The sequence below is a fragment of the Glaciecola sp. 1036 genome (genome assembly GCF_050306235.1).
Classification (GTDB): domain Bacteria; phylum Pseudomonadota; class Gammaproteobacteria; order Enterobacterales; family Alteromonadaceae; genus Glaciecola.
This window is the reverse complement of sequence record NZ_JBLWFH010000006.1, coordinates 223,341-242,115: the sequence shown is the minus strand read 5'-3', so window position 1 is coordinate 242,115 and position 18,775 is coordinate 223,341. Positions and strand designations below refer to the sequence as shown.

Genomic DNA, 18,775 nt, shown 5'->3' with positions numbered 1-18,775 from the left:
AAATGAGTTTATTTAGTCCTCGATTACCTATCATCAATGAAACAAAAACTGCTGATTCTATTTATTGGACTCAGCTTGGTGGAAGCAGTAAAGCGCTAGCGATAGCAAATGCAGCCAAACAACACAAAGGCTCAATTCTGGTCATAACAAATGACAGTAGCCAAGCATATCAACTAGAAAAAGAAATCCGTTTTTTTTGCAAACAAAGTAAAACCGATGTTCATTTGTTTCCAGATTGGGAAACCCTAGCCTATGATGCATTTAGTCCCCATCAAGACATTGTTTCGAAACGTTTAGAAACCCTATATTTACTGTCTAAAAATCACCCTAGCATTTTTCTACTACCTGTAAATACAGTGTTGCAACGACTCGCGCCATTAGACTATGTCGGCAAGCATTTATTGTATTTAAATGTCGGCGAAAAGCTTATCCCTACTGAGTTTAGAAGAACCTTAGAGAACTCAGGTTATTTACATGTCAATCAGGTTATGGGTCATAGTGAGTTTAGCATTCGAGGTTCCATCATCGATTTATTTCCTATGGGCAGCGACCACCCTTTTAGGATAGATCTGTTCGACGATGAAATAGACTCAATTCATGTATTTGACCCCTCTAGCCAACGTAGTTTAGAAAAAATACAGCAGGTTAGATTACTGCCTGCAAGAGAATTCCCCACTGATAAAGAGTCCATTAGCGAATTTAGAATCAGGTTTTTAGATAAATTCCCAAACGCCCACAATAGCGACCAAGAATCGATTCTTTATCAAGCTAGTCGCGGCACCATGCCAGGCGGTATTGAGTATTACCTTCCGTTATTTTTTGAAAAAACCGCGACATTATTTGATTATTTACACCAAGACAGCTTGGTCATCTTTAGTGATAATCTAGAGCAGGTTGCGGAAAAATATTGGCTTGATGTTCAAAAACGCTACCAGCAATATCAATTTAATTTAGCGCGTCCTTTATTGCCGCCAGAAGATCTTTTCATCAATAAAGACGAGTTATTTAGTTCGTTAAAAAACACGTCTCGCATTCAAATCACAGATAAACAAGGCCGAGAATCTAAAGGCTATGCAGATTTTGCCTGCCAAACGGTTGAGAATATTGGCATAAATCTCACCGCTTCTAACCCTTATCAAGGAATTCAAGCGCGTGTAAAACAAGCGCTTTCGGAAAAGTCTTCTGTGTTATTTGTTGCAGAATCTACCGGTCACAAAGAGGCCTTGTTAGACATTCTATCTAAGGCATCGATAAAAGCGTCAAGTATTGAATTAAAGAATCTGGATCAACTGGAAGCTAAATCAATATCAATCGCGGTTGGCAGCGTTGAGGATAGCTTTGAATGTAAACTCAAACACAGCCCATTGTTGCTAGTCACGGAAAAACAGCTACTGGGTCATAAAGTTGCAAAACGAAGAAGCGCTAGAAAATCTAAGCAAGTTGATGAAAGTGCCATAATTCGTAACTTAGCCGAGCTAAGTGAAGGTTCACCTGTGGTGCATATTGAACACGGCGTCGGTCGCTTTTTGGGTATGCAAACCTTAGATGTTGCTGGGGTAACCACAGAATTTTTAACCATAGAATATGCCAAACAAGCCAAGCTATATGTTCCAGTGTCTTCATTGCACTTAATTAGTCGCTATAGTGGTGGTGATGTGGAGCATGCCCCCTTACATAATTTAGGCAATGACACTTGGAGCAAAGCGAAGAAAAAAGCGGCTGAGAAAGTACGAGACGTAGCGGCGCAACTGTTAGACATTTACGCTAAGCGTGCAGCCAAGCCTGGTTTTGCCTATCCCTTGGAATGGCAAGATTATCTAAATTTTAAAAATAGTTTCCCTTACCAAGAAACCGAAGATCAAGAACGCGCTATCAACGCAGTGATTCAAGATATGGGGACTGATAATGCCATGGATAGATTGGTCTGTGGTGACGTAGGTTTTGGTAAAACTGAAGTTGCTATGCGAGCGGCTTATATTGCAGCATCTTGTGGTAAACAGGTTGCTATCTTAGTACCTACTACGCTTCTTGCTCAACAACATTTTGATAACTTTAAAGACAGATTTTCGCAGTTTCCCTTTAAAATCGAAGTGATATCAAGGTTTATCAGCGCTAAAAAGCAAAAAGAGATAGTACAATCCCTCGCTGAGGGTAAAACAGACATTGTTGTAGGCACCCATAAACTGCTACAAAAAGACGTTAAATTTGCCGACTTAGGCCTAGTTATTATCGACGAAGAACATAGGTTTGGTGTTAGGCAAAAAGAACAATTTAAAGCCTTAAGATCAGATGTCGACATCTTAACCTTAACCGCTACCCCAATTCCTCGCACATTGAATATGGCCATGAGTGGCATGCGTGATCTGTCGATTATCGCCACACCGCCAGCCAAACGTCTTTCGATTAAAACCTTTGTTATTCAACGCAATAAAGAGGTGATCCGAGAAGCCATAATGCGGGAGATTTTACGCGGAGGACAAGTTTACTTCTTACACAATGAAGTCAAAACCATAGAAAAAACAGCCGCCGAAATCGAAGAAATTGTACCAGAAGCCCGTGTCGCAATTGGTCATGGCCAAATGCGTGAACGAGAACTGGAAAGTGTCATGAATGATTTTTATCATCAAAGATACAATGTGTTAGTTTGTTCAACCATAATTGAAACGGGTATAGATATCCCTACTGCAAATACTATAATTATGGACCGCGCTGACCATCTGGGACTAGCGCAAATGCACCAATTGAGAGGACGAGTTGGTCGTTCTCATCACCAAGCCTATGCCTATTTGCTTACTCCACATCCCAAACGCATGACAAAAGATGCCACCAAGCGATTAGAAGCAATCTCTTCATTGGAAGGTTTGGGCGCTGGTTTTGCCCTAGCTACCCATGATCTAGAAATTCGTGGTGCTGGAGAGCTTTTAGGTGACGAACAATCCGGACAAATCAATGCAATCGGGTTTTCCTTATACATGGATATGCTAGAAAAAGCCGTAGAAGCGTTAAAACAAGGGAAAGAACCTAGTTTAGCGGACACCCTAGTTGAACAGACAGAAATTGAATTACGTATTCCCGCATTGTTGCCAGAGGATTATATTGGGGATGTTAATATCCGATTGTCTATTTATAAGAAACTAGCAAGTTGTCAAAATCAAGATGACATCGATGAGTTGCAAATTGAATTAATTGACAGATTTGGACTTTTACCAGATGCTGCTAAAAACTTGATTAAAGTGACTTGTTTTAAACTTAGAGCAGGCAGTTTGGGTATAAAAAGAATAGAGTTTACCGAAATTGGTGGCGTTTTTGAATTTACGCAAAATACCACTGTAGACCCGGGGTATTTAATTCATCTAATTCAAAAGCATCCTTCACACTATAAATTTGAAGGCCCAGAAAAGCTACGCGTAACCAAGAAGAGCACATCAAGTGATGAAAGAGTTGCATCGGTTGAGGACTTGTTGAGTAAATTTGAAAAGGAATCAAATGGAAAATAAACTTTTTGCAGTGCGTTTGTTTACCCTGGTAATTAGCGCCGTTTTTTACATTTCCTCTACTGGATTTAATTTAGCATCCGCGCAGCAAGATGAAGAATGGTGGTTTGACGTTGAGATCGCAATATTCAAACGTAGCCAAACATCTAATTTAAATGAAGACTTTAGTGCTGGCAATTTTGATTTCCAACAAAATATTGCGACCGATTTACTTAGTTTACCCATATTACGTAATTTAAACCCGTTGCACGGCATTTATCTCGCTGTTCCTAGTTGTAATCCTAGCACTGAACCTGACACTCTTGTTGATGTGGAAGAATTAACCTTATTATCTCCACAACACAACGTACAACAAGCGTTAGATGACGCAGATACAATGACATTTGATAGACCTATTGATGAGATAGATTCAGCGGAACCAGAAACTACAGAAACAGCGAACATCCAAAATGAGACAGAGACAGAATTAGAACCCAAACAAAACTTAGCGTTATTTTCAATTCCCGAAGCTATTACCGATGACATATCCATAGGTTGTGTAGATGACTATGCAGTACAGGGTTTTGAATCAGTGCCTACCCGTGTCTTCAACAATCTCGCCTATGTCGTTGGACAAAACCTAACGGTTGGTGAGTCAGATTTACACATGCAGAAATACGTGGATCGCGTTTTTAAACAGCCCGATGTTAAACCTTTACTTTACACCATATGGCGACAACAGGTGGTGTTTGGAGAAGATAATGCAGATTTTATAAAGGTGTTTGCTGGCAATAAACTTAATTTATCTCCAGCAGATGAGGTTGCCACAGAAGTTGATGAAACTTTTTTAGAGGCTGAAGAGCAAAGCATAAGCACAGTTCTAAATGACATTGCTCAATCTTTGGAAAACGCGCCTGAAATCGATTGGTTAAGTCTAGAGGCTAAACAAGAGGATTTATCAACCGAGCAACAAGTGTATTTCAATGATTTTGAATTGTCCGGATTGTTTAAAGTCTATCTAGAGTACGTGGGTAGTATTCCCTATTTGAATATTACGGCTGAATTTAAACATTACAAAGTGGATATTGACAGTCAAGGTCAAGCCTATCTAGAAGTCTATCCGTTCAAACAGCGCCGCCGTATCATTAGCCGTCAAATACATTATTTTGATCATCCTGCGTTTGGAATTGTTGTTAGATTAAACCGATATACCCCACCTGTTAACCAAGTTGAAGGTTTGTCTGAATAATGAAAATTTACACTAAGCAAGGCGACGCCGGTCAAACCTCTGTTTACACCTCCCAAATACTGAAGGTAGACAAAGACCATGTCTTACTAGACACCTACGGCAGTTTTGATGAACTCAATGCAAATGTAGGCTTAGCGATTGCTCAACTAGTCACCGATGACAATAAGCATAAAATATTGGTTGAAACTTTAACCTTTATTCAAAATAGTATTTTTAACATTGGGTTTGCCTTATCTGACGAAGATAAATTAACCCAAGACATGATTGAAAGGCTCGAGTTTTGGATAGACGAAATGTCACAGCAACTAGCCCCCCTGACCTCTTTTATATTACCTGGAGGCTCTATAACGGCTGCCCAATTGCATGTATGTAGGACCATTGCTCGCAGAGCTGAAAGGCATTTAGTCAGTTTAAAAAAAAACCATTCGATAAATCCATTGGCACTAGCTTTCACCAACCGATTAAGTGATTACTTTTTTGTTGCTGCAAGGTTTGTCAACATGCAACAAAATAAACCAGACATAAAGGTAGCTACATGAAGGCACTTAAATGGATAAGCATAAGTATTCTGTTGTTAATCGTGCTGGCATTTACAACAGTGTATATGGGTTTGTGGTTAAGCCTACCCGATTTAGATAATGATTTAACAGCAACTCACATAGAAAAAGATGTGCGAATCTTAAGAGATGATTTAGGCACTGTCACCATAGAAGCTGAATCTATAAATGATGCAGCATTTGCTCTAGGATTCGCTCACGGCCAGGATAGATTATTTCAAATTGATTTATTAAGACGCAATGCCGCTGGTGAACTTTCAGAAATTATCGGTCAACGCGCAATTGAGCAAGACAAAAAACATAGGTTTCATCAATTTAGAAAACGTGCGTTTAACATTTTTAATGCTTTTTCAGCGTCTGAAAAGTCTTTGTTAGTGGCCTATGCTAATGGCGTTAATGCCGCCGCAGCTCAATATTCAGTTAAGCCTTTCGAATATTGGTTAACCTCTTCTGAATTTTCCCCTTGGCGACCTGAAGATTCGTTGTTGGTTTCATATTCTATGTATTTAGATTTGCAGCAAGGTCAAATCAATCGTGATTTTAACTTTACTGGTATCAGCCAATTAACCTCTCCTCACTTATTGGCGTTTTTTACTCAACCTAGTACTTATCAGGCGACAATGGATTTTAGTATTGAAAGGCTTTCAAGCACTCCTGAAATACCCATGCCGCCTCCATCTGAGGATAGCGTAACTTATTTGCCTTATGTCCCTGAAGAAGAGCCTGCTGATATTGGCAGTAATAATTGGGCAGTTAGCGGAAACCTTACTTCCAATGGGCAAGGTGCTTTGTTAAGTAACGATATGCACTTGGGGCTAAACGTGCCAGCGTTATGGTATAAAACACAGTTGAAGTATACGCAACAAGGTCAGGATATTCGCATTACAGGGGTTAGTCTGCCGGGTACACCTGGTGTTATTGTTGGCGCAACAGATAAGATTGCTTGGGGATTTACTAATTCAAACGTTGATAACGTGGATTGGGTAGCCTTGACTGATGACGACGCTATCAGAACTGAAATCGAAGCTATCTATGTTGCTGGGCAAAATCCCGTGCAATATGAAATAAAAATGAGCGATTTTGGTCCTGTGCGTTACATCGATAACAAACCTTTTGCATTAAAATGGGTGGCACATACTGATTACGCTGTAAATATGGGGTTTAGCCAGCTTCCGTTAGCCGCTAATGTGTATGAAGCATTAGAAACTGCAAAGTTGATTCGAATTCCTGTGCAAAACATGGTAATTGCTGATCACTTAGGAAATGTTGCATGGCAATTGACTGGGGCTATTACAGCTCGCACAACGCCATCCAAGGTTGCTATACCCTCTTCTGAATATAGTGCGTTATGGGATCGCAATGAAAACTCACCCGCGAATGTGATTAACCCAGCGCATGGCAGAGTCTGGTCAGCAAATGCCAGAGTAGTAAGTACCAAAGATTTGCCTCGATATGGGGATGGTGGTTACGCGCTAGGCGCGAGGCAACAACAAATCGCCGATCAATTAATGCAAGGCAACGGTTTTACTGAACAGGATTTTTATAACCTGCAATTGGATAATCGCGCGTTATTTTTAATGCCTTGGCATAATTTATTGTTACAGACGCTGCAACAAAACCCTCAGTTGTACGAACAAGACATAATAGAATTAGAAAATTGGCAAGCTTGTGCTTGTTCTGATTCGGCTGGATATAGTTTGGTGCGCATTTTTCGCAACCAAGTAATTAATGAAATTATTCAACCTATTCGAAGAAAAGTTGAGCCTTCTGGGATCGAAACCGGTGTTTTAATACGCTCCATAGAGTCTGCCATTTGGCAATTGTTACGAGAGCAACCCATGAACTGGCTAGATGATAAGTACGCTAACTATGATGAGATGCTAAAAGCCGCTTATCTTAAAGGTAAAGACAAATTAATCGACCGTTATTCTACACCAGATAAGCCGTCATTTAGTGATATTACTTGGGGTAAAGTAAACGCTTTAAAAGTTAGACACCCGTTTTCCAGCGCCCTAGGTCCATTAAGCGGTTTGGTTAATATGCCTGAATACCCAGGATTTGGCGATAGTTTTATGCCTGCCGTGCAATCAACTTCTTTTGGTGCTTCTGAAAGATTTATTGTGCAATTAGGCAATTTGGAAGATGCTATATTGACCATACCTGGCGGTCAATCTATGCACCCGTTATCTAAGTATTTTGACAGTAATTTCAGCGGTTATGTGGAGCAGCAATCTGTACCATTGTTACCGAGAACGACTGAACATCAAATTACCTTAAAAGCGCAATAGTTAATTCTGTTGCGCTTGCTGCATAAGCTGTTGCCACTGGCGTTTAGCCTCAGCTTCGGCGTCACCTTGAAAACCATTTTGTTTGAGTTTTTCCGTGGCGTTTGAAATTAGATTATCCCGCTGCTCGACTAAATCCTGACTTTTTCCATGCAAAGATTCAAAAGCTGGATAGTCCAGATAAACCTGTTCTACATCACCAAAGTTAAAAAACGCTTGTTCAAAGTCCCTTTGGTAATTTACTTTCATGCCTTGAAAAGACAAAAAGATGATACCTTGCTCCCCTTCAAGCAATTTTTTCTCTGATTCTAGCAAGTATACTTCGTCAGCGGCTTGCAATAACCTATCTTGCCATTGTTTTAAAAGCATCTGATCATTAGTCTCGGCCGCTGAGGCTAAACCATCTTTTACATCAGTGGCAGAAAGTAACTCAGACAAAGTTAACAATGGCTGTGCAGGTGTTTCCGACGGATTTAGTGTTTCTGGGGAAGACTCTTCAACTTGCTGACTGCAAGCAAAAACAACGAAAAAAGCGCACAATACTATTGTGCGCCTCAGAATACGATTTACAGCTTTAGTCATTTTGAGGTGGAATACTCTCAACTCGACTTTTCAGCTTTTGGCCTGGACGGAAAGTAACCACGCGCCTTGCTTTAATTGGAATGTCCTGACCAGTTTTTGGGTTGCGTCCTGGTCGTTCATTCTTAGTCCTCAAATCGAAGTTTCCAAACCCGGACAATTTCACCTGCTCTCCAGATTCTAAACAAACTTTGATTTCTTCAAAGAACAATTCAACTAAGTCCTTTGCATCCTTTTTATTGATGCCGAGCTTTTCGAACAAGTGTTCGGCCATTTCCGCTTTGGTTAATGCCATGTTGCCTAATCTCTCAATGTTGCACCGAAGTGTCCCTGTAGATGAGTAACAACCTTATCGACTGCCAGTTGGATTTCTTCATCTTCTAGAGTACGTTCACTACTTTGTAACCACAAAGATATTGCGATGCTTTTTTTACCATCCTCAATACCCTTACCTTGGTAGATATCAAATAAGTTTATGTCAACTATCTCTGATATGCCAATTTTTTTGATACTTTTTAATAGTTTACCTATTTCTAGCGATTCGTCTATAGTGAATGCAAGATCTCTTCGATTCATTGGGAATTTTGATACTTTAGTTGCCCATGGAAGTTTTCTCACATTTAACGCACTTTGCGCCACTTCAAACACAAATGTTCGACCATTTAAACCTAAGGTTTTTTCTAGTCTAGGGTGAATAGCGCCGACGAAGCCCACACATTTTCCGTCCACATAAATATCAGCGCTTTGTCCAGGATGTAAGGCGGACCTTTCCGATACTTGGTAATCAACGGATTCGTTGGCATCAGATACGTCAAACAATGCCTCAACAGCAGCTTTTACATCGTAAAAATCAACTGCTCTACTTGCTATAGTCCAGTGTTCTCCCGTCAGATTCCCCGTCATTACCCCTGCAATTACAGGAAATTGCTCAACACCCGACGGTTGAGTTTCATCAGGTATAAACACCAAACCGGTTTCAAATAATTTAATATTGGCTTGTTGTCGATTCTGATTGTATGAAAGCGCCTGCAACAAACCCTGCACAACTGTCATCCGCATTACTGACATATCAGAAGAAATTGGATGGGGTAAATGTAAACCATCAACCTCAGGCAGTAAGGCTTTTTGTATTTTCGGATCTACAAATGAATAGGTAATAGCTTCTTGAAAACCGGTATTTAATAGTACCTGCTTTAATTGCGATAGATTTACCGAAGTCTCAGGTGTATCCAGCATGTTCAAATGGGACAAAGGTGCCTGATTTGGAATATTATTATATCCATAAACACGAGCAACTTCTTCCACTAAATCTTCTTCAATCGCGATATCAAAACGGTAGTTGGGTGCCGTTGCCGTCCAACTTTCACCATCAAACTCACAGCTTAAACCGAGTCTATTCAAAATATCGGTAACCCTATTATCTTCGATGTCATGTCCAAGAATTCTTTTTAATCTTGCTTTTCGAAGACTTACTTTTGCGCGCTGGGGTAAATATTCTGCAGCTACGGCTTCAACAATTTCACCAACTTCTCCACCCACGATATCGACTAACAATGCCGTGGCTCTCTCCATAGCTTCACGTTGCAATGTGAAATCAACGCCACGTTCATAACGATGACTTGCATCTGTATGCAAACCATAAGCTCTGGCTTTACCTAACATAAGGTCAGGGTTGAAAAACGCCGATTCTAAAAAGATATTTTTCGTTTGTTCGGTAACACCAGACTCTAAACCACCAAAAATACCGGCCAGTGCCAAGGGTTTAGCTTCATCAGCTATGACTAAGGTGTCTTGTTGGATTTCAACAGTGGTTTCATCTAACAAGGTAATTTTTTCATTTTCGTTGGCCAAACGAACATGAATATCGCCAGATAGCTTGTCATCATCGAATGCATGCATAGGATGACCGAATTCCATTAGCACATAGTTGGTGACATCCACGATAGGATCTATGCTTCGAATTCCACTTCGACGCAACTTTTCTTTTAACCATAACGGACTAGGCTGGGTTAAATCGACATTTTTAATTGAGCGGCCAATGTAGCGAGCACAAGCTTCTGGCGCATCAAGGTGAATTCTTCGCGACGAGGATGTAGTTGACGCTATGGCATGCACTTCTGGATAGCAAACATCAAGTTGATTTAGCACTCCAATTTCTCTGGCAACACCTCTGATACCTAAACAGTCTGCTCTATTCGGAGTTAAATCAATTTCTATAATTTGATCATCTAACTGCAAATATTCTCTGATATCAGTGCCAATTGGTGCATCCTCAGGTAATTCAAGAATACCCGAGTGGTCTTCACCCATGCCCAATTCTGAAAAACTACATAACATACCAAAAGATGGCTGCCCTCGAAGTTTCGCTTTCTTAATTTTAAAATTACCAGGCAGAACAGCGCCGACTTTGGCTACAGCGACTTTCAGTCCTTGACGACAATTAGGTGCACCACAAACAATATCAAGTAATTCTTCTTCGCCAACATTGACTTTGGTTACTTGCAATTTATCAGCGTCTGGGTGTTGACCGCAGGCTACAACCTCTCCTACAACCACACCTGAAAAATCACCTGCGACAGCCTCAACGCCATCTACTTCTAAACCAGCCATGCTTAACTGTTCACACAATTCATTTGTGTTTAAGGCTGGATTTACCCATTCTCTTAACCAAGATTCACTAAATTTCATTCTTTACTTTCACTTATTTGAATTGCTTGAGGAAACGTACATCATTTTCGAAAAAAGCACGTAAATCGTTAACGCCATATCGCAACATGGTTAATCGTTCAACGCCCATTCCAAAAGCAAAACCTGTGTACTTCTCTGGATCAATATTGACTGCTTTCAACACGTTTGGATGCACCATTCCACAGCCTAATACTTCTAACCATTTACCGTCTTTACCCATCACATCAACTTCTGCAGAGGGCTCAGTAAAAGGAAAATAAGAAGGTCTGAACCTGACTTTCAAGTCTTCTTCAAAAAAGTGATGTAAGAAATCGTGTAAAATACCTTTTAACTCAGCAAAACTCACATCAGTGTCTACCATCAAGCCCTCTACTTGATGAAACATTGGGGTATGCGTTTGGTCGTAATCATTTCGATACACACGGCCTGGCGAAATAATCCGCAAAGGTGGTTTTTCGGTTTCCATGGTACGAATTTGAACACCAGAAGTTTGGGTTCTGAGCATTACATCTGGATTGAAGTAAAAGGTGTCGTGGTCCGCTCGAGCAGGATGGTTTTTAGGGATATTTAACGCATCAAAGTTGTGGAAACCGTCTTCCACTTCAGGACCTGATTTAACCGCAAAGCCTATATCACCGAAAAACTTTTCAATTCTGGCAATGGTGCGGCTAACCGGATGTAAATTACCTGCCTTAATCATTCGACTCGGCAAACTAATATCAATAGCCTCTTGGCTCAATTTTGCATTGAGTTCAGCATCTTTTAATGCTGTGACCTTATCGCCAATTAAACTTTGCACTTGCTGTTTAATTTTATTAATTTCTTGACCGGCTTTAGGGCGCTCTTCTGGCGATAATTGACCTAACCCTTTCATTAGATCAGTAATCTTACCTTTTTTGCCCATAAAAGTTACGCGCACATTGTCTAGTTCTGCAGCTGAATTCGCTTGTTCAACAGCCTCTTGTGCTTCTTTTAAGATTGCTTCGAGCTCCATCATGTCCTCATTTTTGAGCTATAGATTTGTCGATGACTTTCGACTAAGTGTTCCCCTGCTATATTTGCTGGATTTCAGCACTTTGACTGAACGAACTACCCTTTAACAAAAGCCCGTTAGTTTACATGAAAAAGTTGTTGGATTCTAAACAGAAATTGTAGTTTAACTGCGAATAAAGTTGATTTTTTTCGCTAAAACTCAAAATTTTCGAAGTATGTCGGTTAAAAAGGCTTTAAGACGCTTAATTTTAAGTTTTTAGATAAAATCAAGCGCCTATAGGAACGACATAAATTATATGGTGAAATTGCTAAATGCCTACCAAGTATGCTCTTTAGTTATTGGGTTAACTTTTCGTATTCTTGACATTCAGGCGTATTAACTTCTCCGTCGTCTTCCAAAAATTCCGAACAAGTTAAAGCTGATAACGAATCTAAACAGGCAATGGCTGCATCTTCAATTTCCGATGTAAAAGCATTATCAGCCCACTCATAAGTACTTCTGCATTGAGTTTTTATTTGATCTACCATCATTTTAAACATTTCAGGGGGTAAATCTGATTGTTCGATTTCAGGAATTACACATTGTTCAACTTTGTCACAAAGCTTATTGATACTTTCTTGAATGTCTTTGGCATCAATTTTTTGCGATAACGCACATAAAATGACTAAAAATGAAACTATAGCGATTTTTTTCATAGCACTTTCCTTGTGAAATTTTTAATACAATAAAAAGAGCTAGTAGAGTAGTAAAGCGAATCTAGAGTTGCAAGTTAAAAAATAAGCATATGATATGAATTTTTTGATTGTAAGCTAAGTTTTCCATACTTGGTCTTGTTTAGGACTTTTAATGTAACTAAACAGGATTTAAATAAATGAGTAAGTTTACAATATTTGATGCAACAACAGCCCCAGAAAAAGCCAAACCATTGTTGGAAAATTCTATCAAGGCATTTGGCATGATTCCAAATTTACATGGGGTTATGGCAGGTTCTCCTGAGTTATTGGAGGGTTATCAAGTACTCCATGACTTGGCACAAAAAACTGATTTTACCGTTGAACAACTTACTGTAGTTTGGCAATCAATTAACGTTTTTCACAACTGTCACTATTGCGTTCCAGCGCATACCGCTATTGCAACCAGTATGAAAGTGTCAAAAGAGGTTAATGAAGCCCTGCGTAATGAAACCCCCTTACCAACGGATGAATTAAATGTGTTAAGAGAAACCGTGCTTGAATTAGTGGTAAATCGCGGTGTGTTAAGTGATACCCAAAAACAAAGATTTTTAGATGCTGGTTTTAAACCTCGAAATATTTTGGATATTATTTTAATTCTTGGTCAAAAAGTGTTGAGCAATTACGTAAATCACGTAGCTGAGACACCTGTTGATAAACCTTTCCAATCTTTTGCATGGACAAAAGCTTAAAACGAAAAAAGACCGGAAGTTGATTCCGGTCTTTTTTTACGTATAAAAAAAGCGAGCTTCCTGCTCGCTTTTTTCAAAGAGCTTAATCTTTGTTAATAAAATCTAGCTTACGCTAGTGCGCCTTTTGCTGCATCCACTAAAGCAGTGAAAGCTGCTTTGTCGTGTACTGCGATGTCAGCCAATATTTTACGATCGATTTCAACAGAAGCTTTTTTCAAGCCGTTGATGAAACGAGAGTAGCTGATACCATTTTGACGTGCAGCAGCATTAATACGAGCAATCCATAATTGACGGAATTGACGTTTACGCTGACGACGGTCACGGTATGCATATTGACCAGCTTTTGTTACCGCTTGTACCGCTACGCGATACACACGACTACGTGCGCCGTAGTAACCTTTAGCCTGTTTTAATACTTTCTTATGACGTGCGCGGGCGATTGTACCGCGTTTTACTCTAGCCATTCTTTAGTCTCCTCAAGTTACTTATACGTAGGGCAACATACGTTGGATAAGAGCTGTATCACTAGTGTGAACTAACTTCTTACCACGTAAATGACGTTTACGCTTAGAACTCTTCTTGGTCAAAATGTGACGCAAGTGAGACTGTTTGCTCTTAAAGCGACCAGAGCCAGTCTTACGGAAGCGCTTAAGTGCTCCGCTGTTTGTTTTCATTTTAGGCATTGCTAAAACTCCGCATTTATTAAATTAAAACTGATAGTTGCAGACCAATCAGTTATGACATTATGCAGCAAGGTGACATTGAGTTGTGCAGACTCTTTGTACTTTAAAAAACCTTAACTACTTCTTACTTGGGGCGAGCACCATGATCATTTGGCGACCTTCCACTCTATTAGGGAAAGACTCCACAGTAGCAACGTCTTGCAAATCGTCTTTAACACGTGTTAGCAAGTCGATACCTATATCTTGATGCGCCATTTCACGTCCGCGGAAGCGAATTGTGACTTTGGCTTTATCACCACCTTCTAGAAAGCGACGCAGGTTGCGCAGTTTTACCTGGTAATCGCCTTCATCAGTGCCAGGGCGAAATTTAATCTCCTTGACCTGAATTTGCTTTTGTTTTTTCTTTTGCTCTTTCTGAGCCTTGCTCTTTTCAAACAAGAACTTCCCGTAGTCCATCACCTTACATACGGGCGGATTAGCATTAGGACTGACTTCTACTAAGTCAACGCCGGCTTCAACAGCTGATTCCAGTGCTTCTTCGATGGATACAACACCAACTTGTTCTCCATCTGCCTTTATTAAACGTACTTCTTTAACAGTAATTTCTTCGTTAATTCGAGCTTTATCGCTCTGAGCTTTAGTAGCGCCGCTTTTAATATGCTAATCCTCCAAGATTATTAAAAAAACAATGTAATTTCGCCGAATTTACAATATTCGTAAATTACAATGGGCGGTATTATACCGATTCTTTCAATTCATGCTATTGAATTTTTTTAGAATTTATATCTTCTGACACAAAATTAATAAATTCTTCTACTTTCATGACGCCTAAGTCAACCCCTTTTCGGGTTCTAACCGCTACTTGACCGGCCTCTTTCTCTTTGTCACCCACGACTAAAAGATAAGGCACTTTCTTCAATGTATGTTCACGAATCTTAAACCCAATCTTCTCATTTCGAACATCAGATTTAACACGAATGCCTTTACTTTTCAGTTGCTTATTAACATCAGCCACATAATCGGCTTGGCTATCGGTTATGTTAGCGATGACCACCTGTGTCGGTGCTAACCACGTTGGGAAAGCTCCCGCAAACTCTTCAGTTAAAATCCCAATGAAGCGTTCTAGTGAACCTAGTACAGCCCGGTGGATCATTACCGGCACTTTTCTTTCTCCATCTTCGTCCACATAGGTCGATCCCAATCGGTTGGGCATAGAGAAATCAAGTTGAACCGTTCCACATTGCCATGCACGGTCTAAGCAGTCGTACAAAGTAAACTCAATTTTAGGACCATAGAATGCGCCCTCACCCGGCTGATATTCAAATTCGATATCATTTGCTTTAAGTGCATCAGCCAATGCTTTTTCTGATTTATCCCAGACTTCGTCTGAGCCAACACGTTTTTCTGGACGGGTCGATAATTTAACCGCAATTTTTTCAAAGCCAAAAGTGCCATAAGTATCGTAAATCATCTTTATACATTTACTCACTTCGCTTAACACTTGAGACTCAGTACAGAAAACGTGGGCATCGTCTTGGGTAAACCCTCGCACTCGCATCAAACCATGTAATGACCCAGATGGCTCGTTTCGGTGACAACAACCAAACTCAGCCATTCTCAGCGGTAGATCCCGATATGATTTCAAACCCTGATTAAAAATTTGTACGTGACCTGGACAGTTCATAGGTTTGATTGCATATTCGCGCTTCTCAGATTCTGTGGTAAACATGTTTTCAGCATATTTGTCCCAGTGGCCTGACTTTTCCCACAAACTTCTATCCATCATCAATGGGCCTTTTACTTCATCATAGTCATATTCATGTAATTTATGACGAATAAAACGCTCCAACTCGGTATAGATTGTCCAGCCATCATTGTGCCAAAACACCATTCCAGGCGCTTCTTCTTGCCAATGAAATAAATCTAAAGTTTTACCAATTTTTCTGTGATCGCGTTTTTCAGCTTCTTCTAAGCGATTTAGATAAGCTTTTAATTGCTTTTTGTCTGCCCATGCAGTGCCGTAAATACGCTGCAACATTTTATTATTGCTGTCACCGCGCCAGTAAGCGCCTGCAACTTTCATTAATTTAAAATGTTGGCAAAATCGCATGTTTGGTACGTGTGGACCACGACACATGTCGATATATTCTTCATGATGATAAAGACCAGGTTTATCAGACTGTTCAATATTTTCATCTAAAATTTGAACTTTGTAATCTTCTCCACGATCGACAAAAGTTTCTCTAGCTTCTGCCCAACTGACTACTTTTTTCACCACATCATAATTGGTTTTAGCGAGTTCAAGCATTCGCTTTTCAATTTTATCCAGCTCTTCTTGGTTTAATGGTTCGTCTAAATCGACGTCATAATAAAAACCATTTTCGATCACCGGCCCTATTGCCATTTTGACCGACGGATATAGCTGTTTTATCGCATGACCAATAAGGTGAGCACAGCTGTGACGAATGATTTCAAGCCCTTCATCATCACGGGATGTAATGATTTGCAATTGTGCGTCATTGTGAATGAGGTCGACAGCATCGACAAGTTCACCGTTAACCTTTCCTGCAATGGTTGCTTTGGCTAAACCAGGGCCAATATCATTAGCAACATCTAGAACAGAAACGGGATTTTCGAAAGAGCGTTGACTTCCGTCAGGGAGAGTAATTACAGGCATAATTTTCCTTTTCAGTGGTGACGCCTACCATGCGCCACTTGATATATTGTAAAGTGTTATATGTAATGGTAAATAAACCGCGCAAAATTATAACGACAGGACAAGCCCAGTTGCAAATAAAACCTTCGTTATAGTGAACTTTGTTATTATCTAAAATCGTAATATCGGCGTTGGTCTCAAATGCTCCAACATTCTGTTGCGAAAACTCTCTTAAATTGAGGTTGAAAAACTTGCTTAGTATTGAATTTAGATTTTTACAGGTCAATCGATGAACAAATGGCAGGGATTTTTTGCATCTTTTATATCTTTGGTATTTTTATCTGCTTGTAATCAGCATCAAAAAATTGAGGGCGATTTGACGGATTTACATCGTCGTCTAGAAAGTTTTGTCGAATTTGAAACCCCTATTCCTTCATCACCTATTTCATTAAATGCGCCAGACAAAGTCGATATGCGAATTTCGGTGGACGAGATCCAAATAAATTTGCGGGAGTTTTATGCGCTAGACCAATGCGAGTTAACGAAAACCGTTGCTCAAAGAAACACGGCTTTGGGCAAAATGCAGCTCCCTTCTATTCGTTTCGCCTACGAAAAGACCATTTTAATCCAGTTGAAAAATTGTTTAGCCCAACTTGATGATAATCAAGTGATAGGTGACAAACTATCCGCTTGGTTGGAAATTAAACAACAAAATCTAGGCTATAACTGGGCAAACATGTTGACCCAAAGTAATGAAACCTATAATGCGTTTTCCATTGCGGGAGATTTCATTTCAGCGGCACCAGCAGACAACTTTAATCAAACTAAAATGGCGCTTAAAGCACTTCTTGAATCGTTAGAACAAGATGCCATCGATTTGCTAACGCTTGAAGAGCATTTAAAAGCATTGGACAACAGCAGGTTATTAGCGCGCATTTGGCGAACTCAACAACTGTTAAACAAACGTTTAGATGCAATGAATCCTATACTGATTGCCTTCAAACAAAAAAATACTTGTAGAAATGCGTCGGAAAAAGAAGATGTGACTATTATGCGCAATATATTTACAATGTTTTTTGCTGAAAAAATTCAGCCCCTCGCTAGTGAATTAAATCGATATCATTATCAACTTAGTCCTATCTTAGAACAACTCATTGACTCAACATATTTACCCGACAACTTTACACATTATGTGCATAAGAAAATAGTTATTGATTATCAGAGCTATAAGCAAAGCATGTCCACCCATGTGACTCATTGGCAAGAAATTTTTGCCACATGCGACTAGAACCTGTTTATCTTTATTCGTTATTTAACTTTTGGGGTATTTCTACCCGAGACAACCCTGTTTGTTTACAGTATGATTTGTTTATGGAGCCGCCTTTATTACCATTTTTGTTAAATTATGATTGATTACAGTATTCCCGAATTAGATGTAAAAAATAAAGTCTCTGATACCGAATGGCAAACCAGAGTTGAATTAGCCGCAGCCTATCGTTTAATGGTGATGCACGGATGGGATGATTTAATTCACACCCATATCTCAGCACGCATTCCTGGTACAGAAGCCTTGTTGATAAACGCTTTCGGATTGACATTTGAAGAAGTAACAGCGTCGAATCTAGTAAAAATAGACATAGAGGGCAATATTTTAGATCCCGATTGTCCGTTTAACATTAATCCTGCTGGCTTTACTATTCACAGTGCGGTGCATAAAGCCAGACATGATGATCAATGCGCGTTGCACTTGCATCATCCTGATGCCATCGCTATCGCGAGTTTACCCCAAGGATTACAACCCTACTCTCAATATTCAGCCTTTGCTCTTGCAAGTATGGCTTATCACAGTTACGAAGGTTTGGCGGTAAACCATGATGAAATCAAGCGGCTTCAAGATGATTTAGGCACCGCTAATTTTATGTTATTACGCAATCATGGCGCGCTAACCATGGGTAAAACTATTGGTGACGCTTTCATGCATATGTACGATCTAATTATGGCTTGCATGGTTCAAGTAAAATTAATGGGTTCGAACGAAGACATTATTAAAGTTGACCAATCCATTATTGATGGAATAAAGGCTCAAGCAGATATAGTACATACAGGACAAACTGGAGGACAAAAAACCTGGCCAGCCATGATGCGAAGAGTTAAAAGAGTCTACCCAAACTTCGACCAGTAAAAAGAA

At 39.8% G+C, this 18,775-nt stretch carries 16 protein-coding genes; 7 read left to right on the top strand and 9 right to left on the bottom strand.

The window, feature by feature from the left end:
• Positions 1-2: 2 nt before the first annotated feature.
• The 4 genes from mfd to ACNKW3_RS11085 are packed head-to-tail and all read left to right on the top strand — an operon-like array spanning position 3 to position 7,567.
• The gene (gene mfd / locus ACNKW3_RS11100) at positions 3-3,497 is read left to right on the top strand and encodes a transcription-repair coupling factor (RefSeq protein ID WP_427399363.1); all 3,495 of its coding nucleotides are present in this window, start codon (positions 3-5) and stop codon (positions 3,495-3,497) included.
• On the top strand, positions 3,487-4,722 hold the full coding sequence (locus ACNKW3_RS11095; RefSeq protein WP_427399362.1) for a CsiV family protein: 1,236 nt from the start codon (positions 3,487-3,489) through the stop codon (positions 4,720-4,722). The genes mfd and ACNKW3_RS11095 overlap by 11 nt, the downstream gene beginning before the upstream one ends.
• Positions 4,722-5,261, top strand: coding sequence for a cob(I)yrinic acid a,c-diamide adenosyltransferase (locus tag ACNKW3_RS11090; RefSeq protein ID WP_427399361.1), 540 nt, complete (start codon positions 4,722-4,724; stop codon positions 5,259-5,261). The genes ACNKW3_RS11095 and ACNKW3_RS11090 overlap by 1 nt, the downstream gene beginning before the upstream one ends.
• On the top strand, positions 5,258-7,567 hold the full coding sequence (locus ACNKW3_RS11085) for a penicillin acylase family protein (protein WP_427399360.1): 2,310 nt from the start codon (positions 5,258-5,260) through the stop codon (positions 7,565-7,567). The genes ACNKW3_RS11090 and ACNKW3_RS11085 overlap by 4 nt, the downstream gene beginning before the upstream one ends.
• Here the strand turns inward: ACNKW3_RS11085 and ACNKW3_RS11080 are convergent, their stop codons facing one another.
• From ACNKW3_RS11080 to ACNKW3_RS11060, 5 genes are all read right to left on the bottom strand, one after another.
• Positions 7,568-8,146 (bottom strand): hypothetical protein, encoded by a 579-nt coding sequence (locus tag ACNKW3_RS11080; protein WP_427399359.1) that lies wholly within the window; start codon positions 8,144-8,146, stop codon positions 7,568-7,570.
• On the bottom strand, positions 8,139-8,438 hold the full coding sequence (locus ACNKW3_RS11075; protein ID WP_427399358.1) for an integration host factor subunit alpha: 300 nt from the start codon (positions 8,436-8,438) through the stop codon (positions 8,139-8,141). Before ACNKW3_RS11075 ends, ACNKW3_RS11080 begins: the two co-directional genes overlap by 8 nt.
• 5 nt (positions 8,439-8,443) lie before the next feature.
• The gene (pheT, locus tag ACNKW3_RS11070; RefSeq protein ID WP_427399357.1) at positions 8,444-10,831 is read right to left on the bottom strand and encodes a phenylalanine--tRNA ligase subunit beta; all 2,388 of its coding nucleotides are present in this window, start codon (positions 10,829-10,831) and stop codon (positions 8,444-8,446) included.
• Positions 10,832-10,844: 13 nt separating this feature from the next.
• Positions 10,845-11,828 carry a phenylalanine--tRNA ligase subunit alpha gene (gene pheS / locus ACNKW3_RS11065; RefSeq protein ID WP_427399356.1) on the bottom strand — a complete coding sequence of 328 codons (984 nt, stop codon included), beginning with the start codon at positions 11,826-11,828 and terminating at the stop codon, positions 10,845-10,847.
• 332 nt (positions 11,829-12,160) lie between these two features.
• Entirely contained in the window at positions 12,161-12,520 is a 360-nt protein-coding gene (locus ACNKW3_RS11060; protein WP_427399355.1) for a hypothetical protein, read from the bottom strand.
• A 176-nt stretch (positions 12,521-12,696) separates the two neighbouring features.
• Between ACNKW3_RS11060 and ACNKW3_RS11055 the strand changes: the two genes are divergently transcribed.
• Positions 12,697-13,248, top strand: coding sequence for a carboxymuconolactone decarboxylase family protein (locus ACNKW3_RS11055; protein WP_427399354.1), 552 nt, complete (start codon positions 12,697-12,699; stop codon positions 13,246-13,248).
• A 107-nt stretch (positions 13,249-13,355) separates the two neighbouring features.
• Here ACNKW3_RS11055 and rplT read toward each other — a convergent pair whose 3' ends face one another.
• From rplT to thrS, 4 genes are all read right to left on the bottom strand, one after another.
• Positions 13,356-13,712, bottom strand: a complete 357-nt coding sequence (rplT, locus tag ACNKW3_RS11050) for a 50S ribosomal protein L20 (protein WP_427399353.1) — start codon at positions 13,710-13,712, stop codon at positions 13,356-13,358.
• Positions 13,713-13,733: 21 nt separating this feature from the next.
• On the bottom strand, positions 13,734-13,931 hold the full coding sequence (gene rpmI, locus ACNKW3_RS11045; protein ID WP_427399352.1) for a 50S ribosomal protein L35: 198 nt from the start codon (positions 13,929-13,931) through the stop codon (positions 13,734-13,736).
• A 117-nt stretch (positions 13,932-14,048) separates the two neighbouring features.
• A complete protein-coding gene (gene infC, locus ACNKW3_RS11040; protein WP_427399414.1) occupies positions 14,049-14,588 on the bottom strand; it encodes a translation initiation factor IF-3 in 540 nt (179 codons plus the stop codon).
• 103 nt (positions 14,589-14,691) lie between these two features.
• Positions 14,692-16,608, bottom strand: a complete 1,917-nt coding sequence (thrS, locus tag ACNKW3_RS11035) for a threonine--tRNA ligase (RefSeq protein ID WP_427399351.1) — start codon at positions 16,606-16,608, stop codon at positions 14,692-14,694.
• Positions 16,609-16,876: 268 nt separating this feature from the next.
• On the opposite strand from thrS, the gene ACNKW3_RS11030 reads away from it, so the two are divergent.
• Together ACNKW3_RS11030 and ACNKW3_RS11025 are read left to right on the top strand one after the other, a co-directional pair.
• Positions 16,877-17,875 (top strand): DUF3080 family protein, encoded by a 999-nt coding sequence (locus ACNKW3_RS11030; RefSeq protein WP_427399350.1) that lies wholly within the window; start codon positions 16,877-16,879, stop codon positions 17,873-17,875.
• A gap of 117 nt (positions 17,876-17,992) precedes the next feature.
• Positions 17,993-18,769: a class II aldolase/adducin family protein gene (locus ACNKW3_RS11025; RefSeq protein ID WP_427399349.1), complete on the top strand. Its 777-nt coding sequence runs from the start codon at positions 17,993-17,995 to the stop codon at positions 18,767-18,769.
• The last annotated feature ends 6 nt before the right edge of the window (positions 18,770-18,775 follow it).